At 64.6% G+C, this 21,454-nt stretch carries 19 protein-coding genes; 13 read left to right on the top strand and 6 right to left on the bottom strand.

Annotated elements, in window-relative coordinates:
* The first annotated feature begins 97 nt into the window (after positions 1-97).
* The 6 genes from IVB50_RS26520 to IVB50_RS26545 are packed head-to-tail and all read left to right on the top strand — an operon-like array spanning position 98 to position 5,970.
* Positions 98-1,210 carry a BMP family ABC transporter substrate-binding protein gene (locus IVB50_RS26520; RefSeq protein ID WP_247297922.1) on the top strand — a complete coding sequence of 371 codons (1,113 nt, stop codon included), beginning with the start codon at positions 98-100 and terminating at the stop codon, positions 1,208-1,210.
* Positions 1,207-2,319: an ABC transporter permease gene (locus IVB50_RS26525; RefSeq protein WP_247297924.1), complete on the top strand. Its 1,113-nt coding sequence runs from the start codon at positions 1,207-1,209 to the stop codon at positions 2,317-2,319. Before IVB50_RS26520 ends, IVB50_RS26525 begins: the two co-directional genes overlap by 4 nt.
* 1 nt (position 2,320) lies before the next feature.
* Complete coding sequence (locus tag IVB50_RS26530; protein ID WP_247297927.1) at positions 2,321-3,247, top strand: ABC transporter permease; 927 nt, start codon at positions 2,321-2,323, stop codon at positions 3,245-3,247.
* Positions 3,248-3,258: 11 nt separating this feature from the next.
* On the top strand, positions 3,259-3,942 hold the full coding sequence (locus tag IVB50_RS26535; RefSeq protein ID WP_247297930.1) for an isochorismatase family cysteine hydrolase: 684 nt from the start codon (positions 3,259-3,261) through the stop codon (positions 3,940-3,942).
* Positions 3,939-5,471: an ABC transporter ATP-binding protein gene (locus IVB50_RS26540; RefSeq protein WP_247297933.1), complete on the top strand. Its 1,533-nt coding sequence runs from the start codon at positions 3,939-3,941 to the stop codon at positions 5,469-5,471. The genes IVB50_RS26535 and IVB50_RS26540 overlap by 4 nt, the downstream gene beginning before the upstream one ends.
* Before the next feature lie 13 nt (positions 5,472-5,484).
* Positions 5,485-5,970 carry a nucleoside deaminase gene (locus IVB50_RS26545; RefSeq protein ID WP_247297935.1) on the top strand — a complete coding sequence of 162 codons (486 nt, stop codon included), beginning with the start codon at positions 5,485-5,487 and terminating at the stop codon, positions 5,968-5,970.
* A gap of 132 nt (positions 5,971-6,102) precedes the next feature.
* On the opposite strand, the gene IVB50_RS26550 is transcribed toward IVB50_RS26545, so the two are convergent.
* Positions 6,103-7,212 (bottom strand): hypothetical protein, encoded by a 1,110-nt coding sequence (locus tag IVB50_RS26550; RefSeq protein WP_247297937.1) that lies wholly within the window; start codon positions 7,210-7,212, stop codon positions 6,103-6,105.
* Between the two features lie 572 nt (positions 7,213-7,784).
* On the opposite strand from IVB50_RS26550, the gene IVB50_RS26555 reads away from it, so the two are divergent.
* The 4 genes from IVB50_RS26555 (at position 7,785) to IVB50_RS26570 (ending at position 12,490) form a co-directional block, all read left to right on the top strand.
* Positions 7,785-9,356 carry an ABC transporter ATP-binding protein gene (locus tag IVB50_RS26555; protein ID WP_247297939.1) on the top strand — a complete coding sequence of 524 codons (1,572 nt, stop codon included), beginning with the start codon at positions 7,785-7,787 and terminating at the stop codon, positions 9,354-9,356.
* On the top strand, positions 9,340-10,431 hold the full coding sequence (locus IVB50_RS26560) for an ABC transporter permease (RefSeq protein WP_247297940.1): 1,092 nt from the start codon (positions 9,340-9,342) through the stop codon (positions 10,429-10,431). Before IVB50_RS26555 ends, IVB50_RS26560 begins: the two co-directional genes overlap by 17 nt.
* Positions 10,418-11,335, top strand: a complete 918-nt coding sequence (locus tag IVB50_RS26565) for an ABC transporter permease (protein ID WP_247297941.1) — start codon at positions 10,418-10,420, stop codon at positions 11,333-11,335. Before IVB50_RS26560 ends, IVB50_RS26565 begins: the two co-directional genes overlap by 14 nt.
* Before the next feature lie 78 nt (positions 11,336-11,413).
* A complete protein-coding gene (locus IVB50_RS26570) occupies positions 11,414-12,490 on the top strand; it encodes a BMP family ABC transporter substrate-binding protein (protein ID WP_247297942.1) in 1,077 nt (358 codons plus the stop codon).
* A 120-nt stretch (positions 12,491-12,610) separates the two neighbouring features.
* Here the strand turns inward: IVB50_RS26570 and IVB50_RS26575 are convergent, their stop codons facing one another.
* Complete coding sequence (locus IVB50_RS26575) at positions 12,611-13,960, bottom strand: 8-oxoguanine deaminase (RefSeq protein WP_247297943.1); 1,350 nt, start codon at positions 13,958-13,960, stop codon at positions 12,611-12,613.
* A 153-nt stretch (positions 13,961-14,113) separates the two neighbouring features.
* On the opposite strand from IVB50_RS26575, the gene IVB50_RS26580 reads away from it, so the two are divergent.
* Both IVB50_RS26580 and IVB50_RS26585 read left to right on the top strand, forming a co-directional pair.
* Positions 14,114-14,941, top strand: coding sequence for an FAD binding domain-containing protein (locus IVB50_RS26580; protein WP_247297945.1), 828 nt, complete (start codon positions 14,114-14,116; stop codon positions 14,939-14,941).
* Positions 14,938-17,664 carry a molybdopterin-dependent oxidoreductase gene (locus IVB50_RS26585; RefSeq protein ID WP_247297948.1) on the top strand — a complete coding sequence of 909 codons (2,727 nt, stop codon included), beginning with the start codon at positions 14,938-14,940 and terminating at the stop codon, positions 17,662-17,664. Before IVB50_RS26580 ends, IVB50_RS26585 begins: the two co-directional genes overlap by 4 nt.
* Here the strand turns inward: IVB50_RS26585 and uraD are convergent.
* From uraD to IVB50_RS26605, 4 genes are all read right to left on the bottom strand, one after another.
* Positions 17,661-18,548, bottom strand: a complete 888-nt coding sequence (uraD, locus tag IVB50_RS26590; RefSeq protein WP_247297950.1) for a 2-oxo-4-hydroxy-4-carboxy-5-ureidoimidazoline decarboxylase — start codon at positions 18,546-18,548, stop codon at positions 17,661-17,663. The two genes, IVB50_RS26585 and uraD, sit on opposite strands and share 4 nt — an antisense overlap.
* A 5-nt stretch (positions 18,549-18,553) precedes the next feature.
* Complete coding sequence (gene puuE, locus IVB50_RS26595) at positions 18,554-19,489, bottom strand: allantoinase PuuE (protein WP_247297953.1); 936 nt, start codon at positions 19,487-19,489, stop codon at positions 18,554-18,556.
* Positions 19,490-19,903 (bottom strand): DUF3830 family protein, encoded by a 414-nt coding sequence (locus tag IVB50_RS26600; protein ID WP_007601448.1) that lies wholly within the window; start codon positions 19,901-19,903, stop codon positions 19,490-19,492. It lies immediately after the preceding gene.
* A gap of 89 nt (positions 19,904-19,992) precedes the next feature.
* Complete coding sequence (locus IVB50_RS26605; protein ID WP_018456703.1) at positions 19,993-20,271, bottom strand: hypothetical protein; 279 nt, start codon at positions 20,269-20,271, stop codon at positions 19,993-19,995.
* 227 nt (positions 20,272-20,498) lie between these two features.
* Here IVB50_RS26605 and IVB50_RS26610 point away from each other — a divergent pair, with 227 nt between their 5' ends.
* The gene (locus IVB50_RS26610; RefSeq protein ID WP_007612884.1) at positions 20,499-20,717 is read left to right on the top strand and encodes a hypothetical protein; all 219 of its coding nucleotides are present in this window, start codon (positions 20,499-20,501) and stop codon (positions 20,715-20,717) included.
* Positions 20,718-21,454 lie beyond the last annotated feature (737 nt).

Raw genomic sequence — 21,454 nt, forward strand, 5'->3', positions numbered from 1 at the left:
GTAGCCTCTGGCACGAAGCTTGCGACAATCTATCCCGGGCTCCGCCAGACCGGCGCAGCGCGAGATGAGGCGGTGCATCCGCCAAGGGGAGCAAGCAATGGAATTTGGCAGGGTCTCACGACGTCATTTGTTGCAGGGCGGCGCGGCCGTCACCCTCGGTGCGGCGACGGGCATTCGTCCGGCCTTCGCGGCCGAGACCACCATCGGATTCATCTACGTCGGCTCGCGGGACGACTATGGCTACAACCAGGCGCATGCGCAGGGCGCGGCGGCGCTGAAGAAGATTCCCGGCCTCAAAGTCGTGGAAGAAGAGAAGGTGCCGGAGACCGACGCGGTCGAGAAGACGATCGAGTCCATGATCAATCTCGACGGCGCCACCCTGCTCTTCCCGACCTCGTTCGGCTACTACAATCCTCACATGGTCAAGATGGCCAACAAATTCCCGAAGCTGCACTTCGAGCACTGCGGCGGCCTGTGGAGCGACAAGGACCCGAAAAACGCCGGCAGCTATTTCGGCTACATCGATGAAGCCCAATACATCTCGGGCATCATCGCCGGCTATAGCTCCAAGAGCGGCAAGCTCGGCTTCGTCGCCGCGAAACCGATCCCGCAGGTGCTGCGCAACATCAACGCCTTCGCGCTCGGCGCGAGGCTTGCCAATCCCAAGGCCACCACGCAAGTGATCTTCACTGGTGACTGGTCGATGCCGGTCAAGGAAGCCGAGGCCACCAACAGCCTGATCGATCAGGGCGTCGACGTACTGACCTGCCATGTCGACGGTCCGAAGACCATGGTCGAGAACGCCGCGCGTCGGGGCGCCATGGTGTGCGGCTATCACGTCAACCAGTCGCCGCTCGCGCCAAAAGCGTATCTCACGGGCGCCGAGTGGAACTGGGAAGCGCTGTACCCCAAGTTCGTCAAGATGATCGCCGCCGGCGAGAGCATTCCGAACTTCTATCGCGGCGGCCTCAAGGAGGAGATCGTCAAGACCTCGCCCTATGGCGAAGCGGTCTCCGCCGAGGCGCGCAAGCACGCCGACGACGTCAAGGCCAAGTTCTTGTCCGGTGACGGCTACGCCATCTTCAAGGGAGGGCTGGTCGACAACAAGGGCAAGACGGTGATCGCGGCCGGCACCGATCGCGGCCAGAAAGATCCCGAACTCGAGAAGATGGACTATCTCGTGGAGGGCGTGGTCGGGGCGACTTCGTGACGGCGGAAGCTGCAGATCTCGCTGAAGCGGTCGGCACCGTTGCCCCGGCCGCCGATCCGGGATTCCTCCAGCGTCACGGCGGAGCGATCGAATATATCCTGATCCCGGGCGCGGCGCTGGCCGGCGCGCTCGGGGTCTTCGGCATCTTCGTCGCAATGTTCGGCAAGAGCCCGCTCGACCTCTATTTCTACATGTACTACGGCGCGTTCGGCACCTGGTTCTCATGGCAGAACACGTTGACGCGCGCGGCGCCGCTGATCCTTACCGCACTCTGCACGGCACTGCCCGCGCAGCTCGGCATGGTTATCATCGGCGGCGAAGGCGCACTCCTGATCGGCGCGCTGTCGGCAACCAGCGCAGCACTGGTGCTTCAGGGCATGCCGCCGCTCATCGTGCAGATCGCCATGGTCGTCGCCGGCGTGATCGGCGGCGGCCTTTGGGTCATGCTTTCGGGCGCGCTACGGCAATATCGCGGCGTCAACGAAACGATCTCGAGCCTGCTGCTCGTCTATATCGCGCTCGCGGTCCTCAACCATCTCGTCGAAGGCGCGATGCGCGACCCCGGCAGCCTGAACAAGCCGTCGACCCGCGAGGTCGGCGCGGCCAACATGATCGGATCGATCCCCGGCACCGATGTGCATTGGGGTCTCGTGTTCGGCCTGATCGCCGCGTTCGCCGCCTATATCCTGATCTATCACACTGTGTTTGGCTTCGCCGCGCGTGTTGCCGGCGGCAACATCCGCGCTGCGAAGATCGTCGGTCTCAATGTCAGCAAGCTGATCCTGATCGTCTGCTTCCTCGCCGGCGGCGCCGCGGGCCTTGCAGGCATGGTCGAGGTCGCCGCGGTGCAGGGGCGCACCAACGCGAACCTCGCCGCAGGCTACGGCTTCACAGGGATTCTCGTCGCCTTCCTGGCGCGGCAAAATCCGCTCGCCATTATCCCCGTCGCGATCCTGCTCGGTGGTATCAGCGCCAGCGGCGGGCTGTTGCAGCGCCGCCTCGGATTGCCGGATGCATCCGTGCTGGTGCTGCAAGGCATCATCTTCGTCTTCGTGCTGGCCAGCGATGCGCTCTACGGCCGCATCGGGTTTCTGAAGGGAAAGTCCTGAGATGGCAGACGGCTCGATCGGACTCTGGACCGTTCCGCTCGCCGTGCTCGGCGGCGCCATTCGAGTCTCGACCCCGTTCCTGTTCGTGAGCCTGGGCGAATGCATCACCGAGCGCTCCGGCCGCATCAATCTCGGCCTCGAAGGCACGCTGGTAATGGGCGCGATGAGCGCCTACGGGATTTCCTACCTTACGGGATCGCCGTGGCTCGGCGTGCTCGCCGCTGGCATCACCGGCGCGCTTCTGGGCGCGCTGCATGCCGGCATCTGCTCGTTGCCGCGCGTCAACGACATTGCGGTTGGCATCGCCTTGATGCTGTTCGGCACCGGGCTTGCCTTCTATCTCGGCAAGCCGCTGATCGAGCCCACCGCGCCGCGGCTGCCCGCGATCGATTTCGGCTGGTGGAGCGACATTCAACAGGTGCGCGCGGCACTACGGGTCAACGTGTTGTTCCTGATTGGTGTCGCGCTCGCCCCAACTCTCTACTGGGCCTTCCGGACCACGCGCTGGGGCCTCCTGATCCGCACCGCCGGCGAGAGTTCGGACGCCGCGCGTGCGATGGGCAACTCCGTGCTGTTGATCCGCTTGCGCGCGACCATGGTCGGCGGCTTCCTCGCCGGCATCGGTGGCTCCTTTCTGTCGCTGTTCTATCCCGGAAGCTGGAACGAGGGCCTGTCCTCGGGCCAGGGCATCACGGCCGTGGCGCTCGTGATCTTCGCGCGCTGGGACCCCTTGCTGTGTCTGTGGGCCTCGCTCGCCTTTGGCGGCGCCGCAGCGCTGGGCCCGGCGCTGCAATCGGTCGGCGTCACCTCCGGCTACCACCTTTTCAACGCCGCACCCTACATCCTGACGCTGGCGATCATGATCATCACCTGCTCGCCGAAACGCACGCTGACCGGAGCCCCGGCCGAATTGTCGATCACCCGCTAGAGAGCCAAATCATGCCCGAGCGCACCATCAAGTCCGAGCCCTATGCCTGGCCCTATAACGGCGACCTGCGTCCGGAGAATACCGCGCTCATCATCATCGACATGCAGACCGATTTCTGCGGCGTCGGCGGCTATGTGGACAAGATGGGCTATGACCTCTCGCTGACGCGGGCGCCGATCGAGCCGATCAAGAGACTGCTCACGGCAATGCGGAGCCGAGGCTTTCACATCATCCATACCCGCGAAGGCCACCGTCCCGATCTCTCGGATTTGCCTGCCAACAAGCGTTGGCGCTCCCGGCAGATCGGCGCCGGCATCGGCGATCCCGGTCCCTGCGGCCGCATCCTGGTGCGCGGCGAGCCTGGGTGGGACATCATCCCCGAGCTCGCGCCGCTGCCCGGCGAACCCATCATCGACAAGCCCGGCAAGGGTTCGTTCTGCGCCACCGATCTGGAGCTGATCCTGCGCGTGCGCGGCATCGAGAACATCGTGCTCACTGGGATCACCACCGACGTCTGCGTTCACACCACCATGCGAGAGGCCAACGACCGCGGCTTCGAATGCGTGCTGTTGCATGACTGCTGCGGTGCGACCGACAAGAGCAACCACGAGCACGCGCTGAAGATGATCAAAATGCAGGGTGGCGTGTTTGGCGCGGTCTCGACCGCCGACGCCTTCATCGGAGCGATTTCGTGATCGTCGGCGAAACGTCGCCGCCATCGAGCGCCTTCGGCGTCGATGCCATCGCCATGAGCATGCGTTTCGGTGATTTCCTGGCGCTGGACAATGTCGCGCTGAAAGTGCGGCCGGGTTCGTTCCATGCGCTGCTCGGCGAGAACGGCGCCGGCAAGTCGACGCTCGTCAAATGCATTATGGGCTATTACCACGCCACCGAGGGTGACATTCTCGTCGGCGGGCGCGAGCAGGCGATCGGCAATCCGAAGGACGCCCACGCCCTCGGCCTCGGCATGGTCTACCAGCATTTCACGCTGGTGCCGGCGATGACGGTCGCCGAAAATCTGGTGCTGGCGCGCGATGACGTGCCGGCTGTCGTGAACTGGCCGAAAGAGATGAAGGAGCTCGAGGCCTTTCTCGCGCGCATGCCATTCAAGGTACCGCTCAGCGCAAAGGTCTCCGACATCTCCGCGGGCGAGCGCCAGAAATGCGAGATCCTCAAGCAGCTCTACCTGAAGCGTCGCTTCCTGATCCTGGACGAGCCGACCTCGGTGCTGACCCCGGCGGAATCCGACGAGGTGCTTGGCATGCTCCGCGACATGGTCGTCAAGGGCGAGCTGACCATCCTGATGATCACGCACAAGTTCCGCGAGGTCATGGCCTTCGCCGACGACGTCACGATCCTGCGCCGCGGCAAGCTCGCCGGCGCCGGCAAGGTGTCCGAACTGACGCCGGACGCCATGGCGCGCACCATGATCGGCGCCGAGGAGCTGACGCTACAGCCGCCGCGCACCGGTGAGGCCGGCAAGGCGAGGCTGGAACTGGCGAAAATGCGCGCGCGCGACGACGCCGGCGCCATCGCCGTGCATGACGTTTCCCTCACGGTCCGCGCCGGCGAGATCGTCGGCATTGCCGGCGTCTCCGGCAACGGCCAGCGCCAGCTCGTCGAGGTGCTGGCCGGGCAGCGCGGGGCTGAGAGTGGCGAGATCCGCGTCGCCGGCGATCCCTATCACGCCAGCCGCGAGGAGATGCGGCGGCACAATATGTCACTCCTGCCGGAGGAGCCGCTGAAGAACGCCTGTGTCGGCGGCATGAGCGTCGCCGACAACATCGCCTTCCGCGAATTCGACCGCGCGCCTTTCGCTAGCCTCGGCTGGTGGCTCAACCGCGGTGCCTTCCGCGTCGACGCGCGGAAGAAGATCGCCCAGTACAAGATCAAGACCCGCACGCCCGACACGCCGATCTCGGCGCTGTCGGGCGGCAATGTCCAACGCGCCGTGCTGGCCCGTGAGCTCGGCGGCGACGTCGAGGTGCTGATCGCGGCCAATCCCTGCTTCGGGCTCGATTTCGCGGCGGTGGCGCAAATCCATGCCGAGATCATGGCCGCGCGCAACCGCGGCGCCGCGGTGCTGTTGGTCAGCGAGGACCTCGACGAACTCCTTGAACTCTCCGATCGGCTGGTGGTGATGTTCCACGGCGAATTCGTGTATGAAGCACGGACCAGCGAAGCCGATCTCACCGTGGTCGGCCGGCACATGGCGGGGCATTGACCAGGGAAGAGCGATGAGCGGCGGGTCCGAGCGTGACGAGCACTTCCTTCGCCTTTCCTTCGCGGTCGCCTGCCGTTCCCTCACGCACGGCAACCATCCCTTCGGCTGCATCGTGGTCGATGCCGAGGGCAAGGTCCTGATCGAGGCCGAGAACGGCTACATGCCGGATCACGACGGCACCGCGCATGCCGAGCGCCTCGCCGCCACGCAGGCCTGCCGCACGCTTGGCCGCGAGGTGTTGGCGAGAGCCACGCTCTATTCCTCCGCCGAGCCCTGCGCGATGTGCGCCGGCGCGATCTACTGGGCCGGCATCGGCCGTGTCGTCTATGGCCTCAGCGAGCACCGCCTGCGCGGCATCACCGGCGATCATCCGGAGAACCCGACGCTCGACTTGCCCTGTCGCGAAGTCTTTGCCAGCGGCCAGCGGCCGACAGAGGTTGCGGGGCCGCTGCTCGAAGACGAGGCCGAAGCGCTGCACGACGACGTGTGGACGAAGTAGCAAACACCAATTCAATTTCGTAGAGCGGATTGCGCCTACGGCTCATCCCCTACCTTCCTGCCCACAAACGAAGATGACGCCGCGGAGGTTTGACGCGGCGCCATCGTCGTTCACCTGAAGCGTGTCAGGTGGCTAGAATTTCACAGTGACACCGGAGTAGAGCGAGGACTCGGTGCAGGAGCCGGTGCTCACCCTCGCGCCACCGGCCAAAGTGGTGCAGGCCACGGCGTTGTTGTGATCGAGGCCGAACTTGTTCTGCCAATAGCGATAGGCGACCCAGACGTCGACGAAGTGCGAGTACTTATCACCCCAAATCGCCTTCGAGGCATCGAGGGTCAGGCGGATCGGCTCGGAGTTGAACTCGACCTTGGTGGGATAGACGCCGTTGGCGACGCTGGCGGGAAGCGGCTCAGTGTCGGTGCCCTTCTTGCCATACCACGCCGCGCGGCCGCTGATCGAGAAATACTGCATGTTCTGCGGCAGGAAGCCGAGGTCCATATAGTAATTGGTTTCGATCGCCCAGGTCGGCTTGAACGACGTGTTGCCGTCGGCAATACACGGAGCGGACCAACCGGCGCCGCACTGCGAGAAGGAGTTGTGGTTGGCGAACTCCCAATACACCAGCGGCGCGACGTTGAAGTAGCCCTTATAGGGAAGATCGAAGGCAAACTGCAGACCCGCGACAACGTCGCGCTTGGCGGCGCCGAAATACCGGTTCTCCGTGTTGGCATCCATGCCAACCTCGAACGAGATGTTATGCAGCGGGCCCTGAGTGAAGGCCTTGGTGTTGAAGATCTCGTTCCAGCCGAAGGTCGAGCGGAAAAGACCGTAGATTTCTGTCGCGCCGGCACAGCTCGTGGGTGTCGCTGCGAAGCCTGCAGCCGGCGACACGACCACGCCTGTGGCGGTACACGGGCCGGCCGGATCATTGTGGTCCGACTTGAACATCGAGATGGTGAAGAAGTTGGTGCCGTAAGTCCAGGCATCGAAGTGGGTGAAGGAGTAGACCTGCTTCGTCGTCTTGGCGTTGATCACGCCGTTGGTGTTGGTGAACGCTCCGGGCTGCGAGGCGTTGAAGATATAGGAGAAGGTGACGCGGTCGTCGATCACCAGGAAGAACGGAAGGTCGGCCGCCTTCTTGGCAGCCTTGACCGGCAGATCCGCCGCCTGAGCCAGGCCACTGGTAGCAAGCGTAGCAAGTGACAGCGCGCCTGCTGCAATTGCCTTGAAACGAAACGACATCCTGAATACCCCCAAGTTTGGACACGTAAAAATGAACGTCCCTTGGGTGCGACACTTGCGCCGATCTCCCGGAGTGAGAAGCCTCAACTTGTTTCAAGGCATGCCGCTTGTTTGCACAGGGCGCGGCGTTCACCGGCCGATTTGGAAGGCCAACCTCACCGCCACGCCGTCGGCCGAGAGCGACCCATTGCCGGATATCCCCATTTGATTTCGTTCGCCTTTTCATGTCGACCGGACAAGGCAAACAAGATGGGTGGAAGCTACTGTCGCGGTGTTCGCAAATGCATACGCGTGCTGGCGCGTCTCTGCTTAACTTCACGCCAAGCCTGCATAGCGGGTTCCGATTTGGCTTGAGCCGTCACAAATTTGCAACAGGCGTCACACGCAAGCCGGGACTGCAAAGGCTGCTCGGAAGGTGTCTGAGGACGATCGCCGCCGGCGAGAGCCGAGACTCGCCGACACCTCCTGCCTGCCGAAGCGTTGAGCAAGGGATGACGCTTTTTCACACCTTACGCGGCGGTTCAAACTAGCCCAGTATTGAGGCACTTCACCCCATGCAAGCGCATCAGCGAATGTTGGATCCCACGGCTAAGAGCCTGCATTCGGGCGAGTCCCCGCTCCTCAGGACGGTCGGGCTCACCAAGCGCTATGGCGATTTCCTCGCCAACGATGCCATCGACATCGATATCTGGCCAACGGAAATCCACGCGCTGCTGGGCGAGAACGGCGCCGGCAAGTCGACGCTGGTCAAGGCGATCTACGGGCTGATCCAGCCCAGCGCTGGTCAGATTTTCTGGCAGGGCCAGCCGATCGTGCTGTCCGGTCCCTCGGAAGCGCGCAGCCGCGGCATCGGCATGGTGTTCCAGCATTTCTCGCTGTTCGACAATCTCACCGTCGCCGAGAACGTCGCGCTCGGCCTCGACGGGAAAGAATCCTTCAAGGACATGTCGGCGCGGCTTGAGCAGGTGTCGAAGACTTATGGATTGCCGCTCGATCCCAAACGCGAGGTCTGGCAATTGTCGGTCGGCGAACGCCAGCGCATTGAGATCGTTCGCGCGCTGATGCAGGATCCGCAATTCCTGATCCTTGACGAGCCCACCGCGGTGCTGACGCCACAGGAAGCCGACCAGCTCTTCGTCGTGCTGGAGCGGCTCAAGGCCGAAGGTCGCGCCATCCTTTATATCAGCCACAAGCTCGAAGAGGTGAAGCGCTTGTGCGACACGGCAACGATCCTGCGCGGCGGCAAGAAGGTGGAGACCTGCAATCCCAGGCTTGAGACCGCCGCTTCGCTGGCGCGCATGATGGTCGGCGGTGAGATCAAGGAGGTGAAGGCGGCCGCCGGCCGGCAGACCACGGTGCCGCGCCTCGTCGTCAACGATCTCTCGCTCGCCCCTGGCGAGGCGCATGGCGTGCGGCTCGAGCACATCTCGTTCGAGCTGAAAGGCGGCGAGATCCTCGGCATCGCCGGGGTCGCCGGCAACGGCCAGGACGAACTTTTCGCCGCGCTGTCCGGCGAACGCCTGTCGAAGCATCCGGGCACGATCGTGATCGAAGGCCTTGCTGCCGGCCATCTCTCGATCACGCAGCGCCGCAAGCTCGGTGCGGCATTCGTTCCCGAGGAGCGGCTCGGCCACGGCACCGCGCCGCGCATGAAGCTTTCCGAGAATGCGCTTCTCACCGGGCACGCCGCCAGCGGCATGGTCCATCACGGCTTCATCGATACTGCCGCCACCCTGAAGACGGTTGACCGCGCAACCGAGACCTTCGACGTCCGCAAGGCCAAGCGCGATCCGGAAGCAGCATCCCTCTCCGGCGGCAATCTGCAGAAATTCATCGTGGGACGCGAGATCCTGCGCAATCCCGCGGTGCTGGTGGTGAGCCAGCCGACCTGGGGCGTCGACGCTGGCGCTGCCGCCGTCATCCGACAGGCGCTGCTTGATCTCGCAACCGCAGGCGCCGCCGTGCTCGTCACCAGCCAGGACCTCGACGAGCTCGCGGAAATCGCCGACCGCATCGCCGTGATGTTCCATGGCCATCTGTCCGCACCGCTCGCCACCAGCGAGGCGACGCGCGAAAAACTAGGCCTGTTGATGGGCGGCAGCACGCTGGAGCCGAAGGAGGCCGCGCATGCAGTTGGTGCTTGAGAAGCGCGCCGAACGCTCCAACACGATCGCGCTGATCTCGCCGCTGATCGCGATCGGCCTCACGATCGTGACCATGGTCATCCTGTTCGCGATCCTTGGCAAGAATCCGCTGCTCGCGCTGCACGCCTATTTCGTCGCGCCTTTGACCGACAGCTATTCGCTCCAGGAAATCGCGGTGAAGGCGACACCGCTGGTGATGATCGCGATCGGGCTGTCGCTCTGCTATCTCGCCAATGCCTGGAACATCGGCGCCGAAGGGCAATTCCTGATCGGAGCGGTCGCCGGAAGCTGGATTGCGGTGAAGACGCAGGGCACCGACGCTGGCGTCTGGGTGCTGCCGGTCATGCTCGTGCTCGCCGCCGCCGCAGGCGCGCTCTACGCACTGATCCCGGCAATCTGCAAGGTGAAGTTCGGCGCCAGCGAAATCCTGACCAGCCTGATGCTGGTGTATGTCGCCGATCTCTTCCTCGACTATCTCGTGCGCGGCCCCTGGCGCGATCCGCACGGTTTCAACTTCCCGACCACCGCCGAGTTCGACCCGGTCGCAACGGTGCCGCTGCTGATCGACGGCGGGCGGCTGCATCTCGGCTCGATCATCGCCCTTCTCGTCGTCGCGGCGGTGGCGATCCTGCTCGGGCGCACCATCAAGGGATTCGAGATTCGCGTGGTCGGCGCGGCGCCGCGCGCCGCGCGGTTCGGCGGCTTCAATTCCAACCAGTTGATCATCCTGACCTTCGCCGTCTCGGGCGCGCTGGCAGGCCTCGCCGGCATCATCGAGGTTGCAGGTCCGGTCGGACATCTCCAGCCCGGCATCTCGCCGGGTTACGGTTTTACGGCGATCATCGTCGCCTTTCTCGGCCGGTTGAACCCCCTTGGAATATTAATTGCAGGCCTTTTTCTCGCGTTGACCTTTATCGGCGGCGAGCAGGCGCAGATCGCGATGAAGATCCCGTTGGACGTGACAAAGGTTTTTCAGGGCATCCTGCTGTTCTACGTGCTCGCCTGCGATTCCCTCATCCTCTACCGCTTCAAGCTGGTTTTCCCGAACCGACAGGTGGCTCGTGGAACTCATTGAAGCCATCATCCTCGCGGTGCTCGCCGCCTCGACGCCGCTCCTGATCGCGGCGACCGGCGAGCTCGTGACCGAGCGCTCCGGTGTGCTCAATCTCGGCGTCGAGGGCATGATGATCGTCGGCGCCGCATGTGGCTTTGCAGGTGCGTGGTTGACCGGCTCGATCTTTATCGGCGCACTGTTCGGCATCGTCGCCGGCACGTTGATATCACTGGTCTTCGCACTGATGGCGCTCGGGCTTGCGGTCAACCAGGTTGCGACAGGGCTGGCGCTGACCATCCTTGGTGTCGGACTCTCCGGCCTGATCGGCGCTGGCTTCGTCGGCGAGCGCATCACGCCGGCGCTGCATCTCAACATTCCCGGTCTCACGGATATTCCGCTGGTTGGCCGCGTGTTGTTCGGCGAGGACGCCTTCGTCTATTTCTCGCTGGCGCTGGTCATCGGCGTCTGGTGGTTCCTGTACCGTACGCGGCCGGGATTGATCCTGCGCGCCTGCGGCGACAACCACGTGTCTGCGCATGCGCTCGGCTATCCCGTGCTGCGCATCCGCACCTTAGCGGTGATGTTCGGCGGCGCCTGCGCAGGACTTGCTGGCGCTTATCTGCCGCTCGCCTATACGCCCTTCTTCATTCCGGGCATGACCGCAGGCCGCGGCTGGATCGCGCTGGCGCTGGTGGTGTTCTCGTCCTGGCGGCCGGGCCGCCTCGTGGTCGGCGCGTATCTGTTCGGCGCGGTGACGATCCTGCAGCTGCACGCGCAGGGCTGGGGCGTCGGCATTCCCTCGCAGTTGATGTCGGCGCTGCCTTATCTTGCGACTGTCATCGTCCTGGTCCTGCTCTCCCGCGCGCGCACGGGTGGATCGACCGCACCGGCTGCGCTTGGCACCGTGTTCGTGCCTGACCGCTAGCGTTTCATCTCCGCACCGTGCGCGATGGGGCGCGCACGTTGCGGATCATGGCTTTCCCCTGATGTTTGGAGATTGATGATGAGGAAATCACTTCTTGCGCTGGCCGCCGGGCTCTTGCTTGCCGGGAGCGTCGGTGCAGCCTCCGCCGCCGACAAGCTGAAAGTCGGGTTTATCTACCTCGGCCCGGTCGGTGACCTCGGCTGGACCTATCAGCATGAGCTGGCACGCCAGGCGCTGGTGAAGGAGCTCGGCGACAAGATCGAGACCACTTTCCTCGAAAACGTGCCTGAAGGCCCCGACGCCGAGCGCTCCATCGAGCAGCTCGTCCGCGCCGGCAACAAGCTGATCTTCACCACCTCGTTCGGCTACATGGATCCGACGCTCAAGGTCGCGAAGAAATATCCGAACGTGCATTTCGAGCACGCGACCGGATACAAGCGCAACCCGAACATGTCGACTTATTCGGCCAAATGGTACCAGGGCCGCTACATCCAGGGCCTGATCGCGGCCAAGATGTCGAAGTCCGGCGTGCTCGGCTATATCGGCTCGTTCCCGATTCCCGAGGTCGTCTCCGGCATCAACGCGACGATCCTCGCCGCGCAGACCATCAACCCGAACATCAAGGTCAAGATCATCTGGGCCAACACCTGGTTCGACCCGGGCAAGGAAGCCGACGCCGCCAAGGCGCTGATCGACCAGGGCGCCGACATCATCATGCAGCACACGGATTCGCCGGCGGCAATGCAGATCGCCAGCGAACGCGGCAAGCTCGCCTTCGGCCAGGATTCCGAGATGATCAAGTTCGGGCCGAAGACCCAGCTGACCTCGATCCTCGACACCTGGGGTCCCTACTACATCGCCCGGGTCAAGGCCGAGCTCGACGGAACCTGGAAGTCCGAGGACAGCTGGGGCGGCCTCGACAGCCACATGTTCGCGATGGCGCCCTACACCAACATGCCTGACGACGTGAAGAAGATCGCCGAGGATGCCCAGGCCGCGATCACCGCGGGCAAACTGCATCCGTTCAAGTGCCCGGTCCTTGGGCAAGACGGCAAGCCCGTCGAGTGCAAGGGCGGCGCCAATCTCGACGACGGCCAGATCCTCGGCATGAATTTCTACGTCAAAGGCATCGACGACAAGCTGCCGGGCAAGTAGCACGCTTCTTGCATCGCCCAAATCACCTGCTCCTCCCGGAGGAGGTTCGGAGGGGGTGGCCAGAAGCACCCGGCACTTGTGGTCGCCCCCTCTTTCTATCTTCCTATCTTCGCCTGGATATTATCCCGCCTGCATGGCCCGCGCCGCCGAACTGTGGCGGTGGATGAGGTCTGCCACATCAAGACCGGGGATCGCGCCATCGATCACGGCCCAATTTCCCGCCACCATCACCCTGTCGGCCCGATGCGCGCCGCACAGCACCAGTGCGGCCAGGGGATCGCCATGGCCGGAGAAGCGTAGCTCGTCGAGCCTGAACAGCGCGAGATCTGCTGCCTTCCCGACGGCGATCTCGCCGAGTTCCGGCCGGCCGACGCAGGCCGCCGAGCCCTTGGTGGCCCAGCGCAGCGCATCCTTATGACTGACCTTCGTCACCCCGTAGCGCGCCCGCTGCAGCAGAAACGCGGCCCGTACCTCCTGCATCAGGTTCGATCCGTCGTTCGAGGCCGAGCCATCGACGCCGATGCCGATGCCGACACCAGCCTCCTCCATCTCGCAGACGGGGCAGCAGCCGGAGGCCAGGAGCTGATTGCTACAGGCGCAATGACTGATCGTCGTCTTCGCCCTGCCGAGCCGCTTCATCTCTTCTGCATTGAAGAAGATGCCATGGGCGAGCCACGTCCGCGCATTGAGCCAGCCGCATTGTTCGAGATAGTCAAGCGGACGGCAGCCATACATCTCCTGGCAGAATCTGTTCTCGTCCTCGGTCTCGGCAAGATGGGTATGCAGGCGCACGTCGAGCTTGTCGGCCAGATCGGCGGTGGCGCGCATCAAGGACGTCGACACCGAGAAGGGCGAGCAAGGTGCGAGCGCGATCTGCACCATCGCATCCGCGCCGCGCTGGTGGTGCTTGGCGACGACGCGCGCGCTGTCCGCGAGGATGGTGTCCTCATCCTGCACGACGCTATCGGGCGGCAGACCGCCGTCGCGCTGCGACAGGTTCATCGAGCCGCGCGTGAGCAGCACGCGCACGCCGAGCCGCCTGGCCACCGCCACCTCGATATCGACGGCGTCTTCGAGCCCTGCCGGAAATACGTAGTGATGATCCGTCGTAGTGGTGCAGCCCGACAGCAGCAGTTCGGCCATCGCCACCGTGACGGCGAGCTCGAGCGCATCAGGCGTCAGCTTCGCCCACACCGGATAGAGCGCCTGGAGCCAGGGAAACAGCTCGCGGTCCATCGCCGCCGGCAGCGCCCGCGTCAGCGTCTGGTAGAAATGGTGATGGGTGTTGATCAGGCCCGGCAGTACGACGTGGTCGCCAGCGTCGAACACCGCGACGTCTGCGGTTGCGGGCGTAGCGCGGGCCGGCACCAGCTCGACGATCCGGCCGTCCTGCACCACGACCCCGCGCTCGGCGCCATCGGCGAGGATAGCCAGGGGATCCCTGATCCAGATCGGCTTTGCGTCGCTCATGAATCTGCTCCTCCTCACATCCGTTCCCGATAGGCCTGCACGGCAGGTGCCGACCTGATTGCGCTTTTGCTGCGACTTGTTGTTGCGACTTGGCGCTCGTCTTGCAAGACTTTCTCCCGGCTCGATTCACTCGTTGGAAGCGTTGGCGTCGCCATGGACTTGAATACCATCACAGCGGTCGCCCATCCGCAAACGCGGGCGCAGCTGCCCGTTTGGACGCCAGGTGATGCTTGGCTCGCGGGCGGCACCTGGCTGTTCTCGGAGCCGCAGGTTCACCTGACTCGGCTCATCGATCTCACCGATCTCGAATGGCCGGCGCTGACGGTCACCGAGAGCCATTTCAGCATCGCGGCCACCTGCACCGTCGCGCAGCTCGATGGATTCGCCTGCCCACCCGACTGGTTCGCAGCACCGCTGATCAACCAGTGCTGCCGCGCCTTCCTTGCTTCGTTCAAGATATGGAAGACGGCGACGGTCGGCGGCAATCTCTGCATGTCGCTGCCGGCGGGACCGATGATCTCGCTCACCGCGGCGCTGGACGGCGTCTGCACCATCTGGAAGGCCGGCGGCGGCGAACAGATGATGCCCGTCGTCGACTTCGTCACCGGCAACCAGCGCAACCTTCTGGCGCCGGGCGACCTACTCCGGCAGATCGATATTCCGATCGCCGCGCTGAAGCGTCGTACGGCCTTCCGCCAGATCTCGCTGGCGCCGGTCGGCCGCTCGGCGGCGCTGGTGATCGGCAGTCTGGATGCCGATGGCACGCTGACGCTCACGGTCACCGCGTCGACGGTGCGGCCGATCCGGTTGTCCTTTCGCGAGGCTCGCGACGCGAAAGCGCTTCGTGAGGCCATCGCGCAGCAGATCACGGACGATCTGTACCACACCGACATCCATGGCAAGCCGCTCTGGCGCAAGCACATGACATTGCGGCTTGCCGAAGAGATCCGCGACGAACTCCTCGGAGCACCGTCGTCATGAGCTTCGAGGTCAATGGCACGACGTTTCCGCAGGAGCCACGCGCCGGCCAGTGCCTGCGCACGTTCCTGCGCGAGCTCGGCCATTTCGGCGTGAAGAAGGGCTGCGACGCCGGCGATTGCGGCGCCTGCACCGTGCTGCTGGACGGCGAACCGGTGCATAGCTGCCTGATCCCGGCCTTCCGCGCCGAAGGTCGTGCGGTCACCACGATCGAAGGTCTGGGCGGAGACGGCGGCGCGCACCCGATGCAGCAGGCTTTCCTCGATGCGCAGGGCTTTCAATGCGGCTTCTGCACCGCCGGCATGATCCTGACCTGCGCCTCGCTGAACCAGGCGCAGCGCACCGATCTCGGCGTCGCGCTGAAGAGCAATATCTGCCGCTGCACCGGGTATCGTTCGATCGAGGATGCGTTGCTCGGCAAGACCAACATCGAGGAGAGCGTCGAGGCCGGCGCCGCATTCGGCCGCAGCCTGCCGGCGCCGGCTGGCCGCGATATCGTGCGCGGCAAGGCCCGCTACACGTTCGACACGCAGATCGACGGCCTGCTGCATATCAAGCTGCTCCGTTCGCCGCATGCCCACGCGAGGATCGTCGCAATCGACAAGTCGGAAGCGCTGAGCGTTCCCGGCGTGCAGGCGGTGCTGACGCATGAGGATGCGCCAACCACTCTGATGTCGACAGCGCGGCATGAGAAGGACTGGATGGATCCCGAGGACACTCGTGTCCTCGATGAAATCGTCCGCTTCATCGGCCAGAAGGTCGCCGCCGTCGTCGCAGACAGCGAAGCCGCCGCCGAGGATGCTTGCCGCCGGCTGAAGGTCGACTACGAAGTCCTCCCCGCGCTGATCGACCCTGAAATAGTAATGGCGCCCGGCGCACCCATCATTCATCCCGACCGCACCACCGCGAACCGCGTCGCCGACGCCCAGCGCAACCTCGCCGCGGAGACGCATGGCGAATTCGGTGACGTCGGGGCTGCGCTTGCGACATCCGCCGTCACCTTCGAGGGCACCTTCCATAGTCACCGTGTGCAGCATGCCGCTTTGGAAACCCACGGCGGCCTCGCCTGGCTCGACGCTTCCGGCGTGCTCAATGTCCGCACCTCGACGCAGGTGCCGTTCCTGACCAGGCGCGCGCTGTCTGATATCTTCGAGCTTCCCATGGACAAGGTCCGCGTGTTCTGCGAGCGCGTCGGCGGCGGCTTTGGCGGCAAGCAGGAGATGTTCGTCGAGGACATTCTGGCGCTCGCCGCGCTCAAGACCGGGCGGCCGGTGAAGCTGGAGCTCACGCGCGAGGAGCAGTTCATCGCAACCTCGACGCGGCATCCGATGCGGGTCCACGTCAAGGCCGGTGCCGACGCGGACGGCAAGCTCACCGCGCTCCAGCTCGACGTGCTCTCCAACACCGGCGCCTACGGCAATCATGCCGGCCCGGTGATGTTCCACTCGCTGGCGGAATCCATCAGCGTCTACAATTGCCGGAACAAGCGGGTCGACGGCCACGCGGTCTACACCAATACAGTGCCGGCAGGCGCGTTTCGCGGTTATGGCTTGCCGCAAACACTGATCGCGGTCGAGGCCGCGATCGACGAACTGGCCAAGCAGCTTGGCATCAGCCCTTACGAGATGCGGCGGCGCAACGTCGTCAAGCCCGGCGACCCCATGCTGTCGCCACCGCCATCGGAATTTCACGACGTGCTCTACGGCTCCTACGGGCTCGACCAGTGCCTCGACCTCGTCGAGCGCGCGATGCAGGCTGATGGCCCGCAGCCGGACCTGTCGCCGGAGTGGCTGATCGGCGACGGCGTCGCGCTGACCATGATCGACACGGTGCCCCCGGCGGGCCATCTCGCGGATGCGACGGTCGCGCTCAACGAGGACGGCGGCTTCGACCTCACCGTCGGCACCGCCGAATTCGGCAACGGCACCAGCACCGTGCACCGGCAGATCGCGGCGACGACGCTTGCGACCACCGTCGACCGGATCCGCCTGCGCCAGTCCGACACCGCCCATGGCGGCCACGACACCGGCGCCTATGGCAGCGCCGGCATGTTCGTCGCCGGCAAGGCGACGCATGCCGCAGCCATGCAGCTCGCAACCGAGCTGAAGGCGGCCGCCGCCGGCGCATGGCTCTGCGACGTCGGCAGCTGCACGCTCGAGAGCGAGGCCGTCGTCAGTGGCGTACGGCGCATGTCCTTTGTCGAGTTGGCAAAGCTCGCGCGCGAGCGCGGACAGCCGTTCGCAGGCGCCGGCAATTCCGGCGGCACGCCGCGTTCGGTCGGCTTCAACGTGCAGGGCTTTCGCGTCGCCGTGAACAAGGGCACCGGCGAGCTCCGGATTCTCAGGAGCGTGCATGCGGCGGACGCCGGCGTCGTCGCCAATCCCATGCAATGCCGCGGCCAGGTCGAAGGCGGTGTCGCCCAGGCGCTTGGTGCCGCGCTCTACGAGGAGATGGTGATCGACGCGGACGGCCGCGTCGCCAACCCCAAATTCCGCGACTATCACCTGCCCTCTTTCGCCGATGTCCCCCGCACCGAGGTCCTCTTCGCCGAGACCTCCGACACGATCGGCCCGCTGGGGGCGAAGTCGATGAGCGAGAGTCCGTACAATCCGGTCGCCGCCGCGCTCGGCAACGCGATCGCGGACGCCACCGGCATCCGCTTCACGGCGCCGCCCTTCAAGCCGGACCGGCTGTTTCCGGCGCTGCACGACAAGTTCGGCAATTAACTGCCGCGATAGGTCGAATAGCTCCAGGGCGTGACGAGCAGCGGCACGTGATAGTGGCTTTCCGGCTCGCTGATCGCAAAGCGTAGCGGGATCTCGTCGAGGAACGGCGGGTCGGTGAGCTGCACGTTGCGCTGGGCGTAATATTTGGCGACGCTAAACCGGAGCTCGTAGCGGCCGATCGGCAGCGGCCGGCCCCCGATCAGCGGCTGGTCGGTGCGGCCGTCCGCATTGGTCACCGCGCGCGCTATCACGCGGCTCTCGCCGAGATTCGCGAGCTCGACCAGCTCGACCGGAATGCCCGGCGCGGGTTTGCCGGCGTGGTTGTCCAGCACATGGGTCGAGAGCCGGCCGTGGACCTTGAGCTTGTCATCGGCTTCGACGAGTTGATCAAGCCGCAACGCCGAGATACGGCCGATCTCCTCGATCGCACGTCGCGTCTCGGTCTTGGCGATATTGCGCAATCGCGTCTCGAAATCGCGCAGCACGGAATCCCTGGTGTGACGGCGCACGCAGACGATATAGGGGATGTCGAACTTGTCGCGATAGGCATTGTTGACGCGCTCGAACGCCGCGTATTCGGCCTCCGACAGCCGGTCGAGGCCGGCGCTGTTCTGCTCGTCGGTCGATTCCGCGGTGAGCCCCGCCGCGCGCTGGGTCTTGTTGGCGAGGTCCGGATGCGCCCGGATCAACGCCAATTGCACCTCGGGTTCGGCACTCTGGATCGCCGCCATCAGCGCGGCGTGCAACTGGTTGATGCCGGCGAACGGTCGCTTCGCGGCCAGTTGACCGGCGATCCACGGCGAATATTCAACGACGTTGGCGAGCGCGGCAACGAAATCGGCTTCATCGGCGGCATTGAGATCAGACAGCGATATCTGCGACATCGTCCTCACCCGATCTCGAATGCGTCGGCCGCAAGGTGCGCGAGCTTGTCGTGCCAATGCTGGGCGATCTGCAATCGCGTCGGCACCCAGACGCGCTCGTGCTTGCCGATGTAGTCGAGGAAGCGGATCAGCCCCGCCGCGCGGCCGGGGCGACCGGCGAGACGACAGTGCAGGCCGACCGACATCATCTTCGGCGCGCTCTCGCCTTCGGCATAGAGCACGTCGAAGGCATCCTTCAGATAGGTGAAGAACTGCTCGCCTTCGGCAAAGCCTTGCGGATTGATGAAGCGCATGTCGTTGGCGTCGAGCGTATAGGGAATGACGAGCTGCTTACCGCTGGCGCCCTTGACCCAATAGGGCAGATCGTCGGCGTAGGAATCGCAGAGATAGAGGAAGCCGCCCTCCTCCATCAACAGACGGTTGGTGTTGATCGAGGAGCGTCCGGTGTACCAGCCGAGCGGCCGCGAGCCGGTCGCCGCAGTGTGGACGCGGATCGCTTCCGCGATCTCCGCGCGCTCCTGCGCCTCGGTCATGTCCTTGTGCTCGATCCACTTCAGGCTGTGGCTGGCGATGTCCCAGCCCGCTTCCTTCATGGCAGCTACGATTTCCGGATTGCGCTTCAGCGCTGTGGCGACGCCGAACACGGTAGTCGGCCACTTCCGCTCGCTGAACATCCGCCAGAGCCGCCAGAAGCCGGCGCGCGAGCCATACTCGAACATCGATTCGATGTTGGCGTGGCGCTGGCCGGGCCAAGGCTGTGCGCCGAGCACGTCGGACAGAAACGCTTCCGAGGCCGGGTCGCCATGCAGGATGTTGTTTTCGCCGCCCTCCTCGAAATTGACGACGAACTGCACCGCGACCCTCGCGTTGCCGGGCCATTGCGGGTGCGGCGGGTTGCGGCCGTAACCGCGGAGATCGCGCGGGTAGCGGGCACCAGTCACTCAGACTTCCTCGAAGCGGATCGGCAGCGCGCCCTTCCACAACACGCTCTTGCCGAGCGTCGCCAGATTCTCCAGGCCAGAGGTCAGCGTGATGAAATGGTTGCCGGCGAGTTGGCCCATCTTGCTCGCGAAGTGCACGCCGCCATAGGCCATCAGGATCTCGGTCTCGCTGATGCCGCCGGGATAGAGGATGATCTGGCCGGGCGCGGGATAACTGGTATGGTTCTCGTAACCGACACCGAAGTCCAAGTCGCCGAGCGGCATCCACACCCCCTCGCCGCTCCAGCGCACGTGGATGATGTGGCTTTCGAACGGCAGCGCCTTGCGGAACGCGGCGACAGTCTTGGGCGCCGCTTGCTCCTCGAAACGGGCATCGAAGGTGAAGTCGCCGGCGCGGATAACGAGTTTGGTCATCTCATCTCTCTGGATCGGGGGCGGTGGCCCCACGGGGAATTTTCAGGCAAAGAGCACTCCGTCGGGCTTCGCGCAAGGGGCGCGGCCCGTTACCTGCGGTCGTAGGACCAGCCGAAAACGCCACTCCGCCGCGTCTCGGGCTCCGGCTCGGCGGCGGGCTGCGGCGCCTCCCTCAGTTCCGCCTGCGGCGACGGAGGCGGCACAGGCAAATTCTCGCATTTCATGGAGTAGACCAGCTTGCCGTCCGCGGTCCGCCCGATCGGCGCGCAGGGGTCCGGATGCGCCGCCGATGTTTTTGGGGTCAGCTTGACCTGCGCCACGGCCGGCGAGGCGATCAGCAGAAGGACCAGCAGATATTTCGACATCATTGTCGCCTGAAAACCAGATTTGGCCCATTGAACCGGATTGGAGCAGGCAAGTCCACCGGTGCCACCGGTCGCCATTGCCGAATATTTAGCCGAGGCTAGAAAATTGGCTCGCCCCAATGTGATGTCGCGAGCGGTGATATCGGCCGGGCGCGTCGCCATGTCAGCCGCGACGGCGACACACAAAACACACATCTCACAGCCGGGCGTCGTCACGGGAGAAAGAAACAATGCAAAAGACTTTCATCATTCTCGGCGCGACGCTGATTGCCGCCGCCACCATCCAGACTGCCGCGGCGAACGACCGCCGTCATGTCCGCAAGGCGCAGCCCCATCCCATCACCCAGTCGGTGCGCGACTCCAACGCCGCGCTCTGGCCGTCGCAGCCGACCGGGCCCGACTGGTCCCGCTATTCCAACGGCGCGATGTCTGCACCAGCGGGACGGTGATGCCGGAAGCCTAGCGCGATCAGCGAAACTGCCTCCACGTCGTCATTGCGAGGAGCTCTTGCGACGAAGCATCCAGACATTTTCCACGGATGCATTTCTGAATTGCTTCGCTGCGCTCGCAATGACGGAGTATGAGGCGGCAGCGCCAGTCCAATCGCAGACACGCCTTCGCGTTCTCGCGGCTGATTTCGCCCGAGCTTTGCTTCGTCGCTCGACCCTCTTGTCCAAGAGGGCGCAGGGAAGGCCGGGTGCCGGCTGGCACCCGCGGTCCGCTGCGCGAAAATGTAGCGCAAGGAAACCGCACAGCAGCATACAGGTGTAGCCAATCACTCGGCCTTCCCTGCGCGATGGTTGGACGGCTTATGCCGTGCTCTCCCGGGAGCCGAGTTCCTTTTGGCCTCCCTCGTCCCAACGAAAGTCACCGGCACCGCGCCGGTTGACGCGACTGCCGCATCCGCAAGAGCTTGACCGTAGCAACGACGGCCAGGACCACACGGTTTTGCCGTACGCACGGCTCGCCATTTCGCCGCAGTTTTTCCAGCCCTGTCGACGGAGCCGGAAACTTACAGACGAGACGAAGCCTAGCAGCGCCGCTCGTCGGAACGAAGCCTTGGGCTCACGGAGAGCAATCCGCCCTGCCCTTGGCCTCTCGCACCCGAACGCTGCCGCGTCCACCGCAAGCCCGGCTCGCGAACATGACGACCACAAGATCGCCCCTCAAGGATGAGCCGGGATGG

Origin of the sequence: Bradyrhizobium sp. 87 (assembly GCF_023073015.1) — a bacterium.
In the GTDB taxonomy this organism is placed as follows: domain Bacteria; phylum Pseudomonadota; class Alphaproteobacteria; order Rhizobiales; family Xanthobacteraceae; genus Bradyrhizobium; species Bradyrhizobium canariense_D.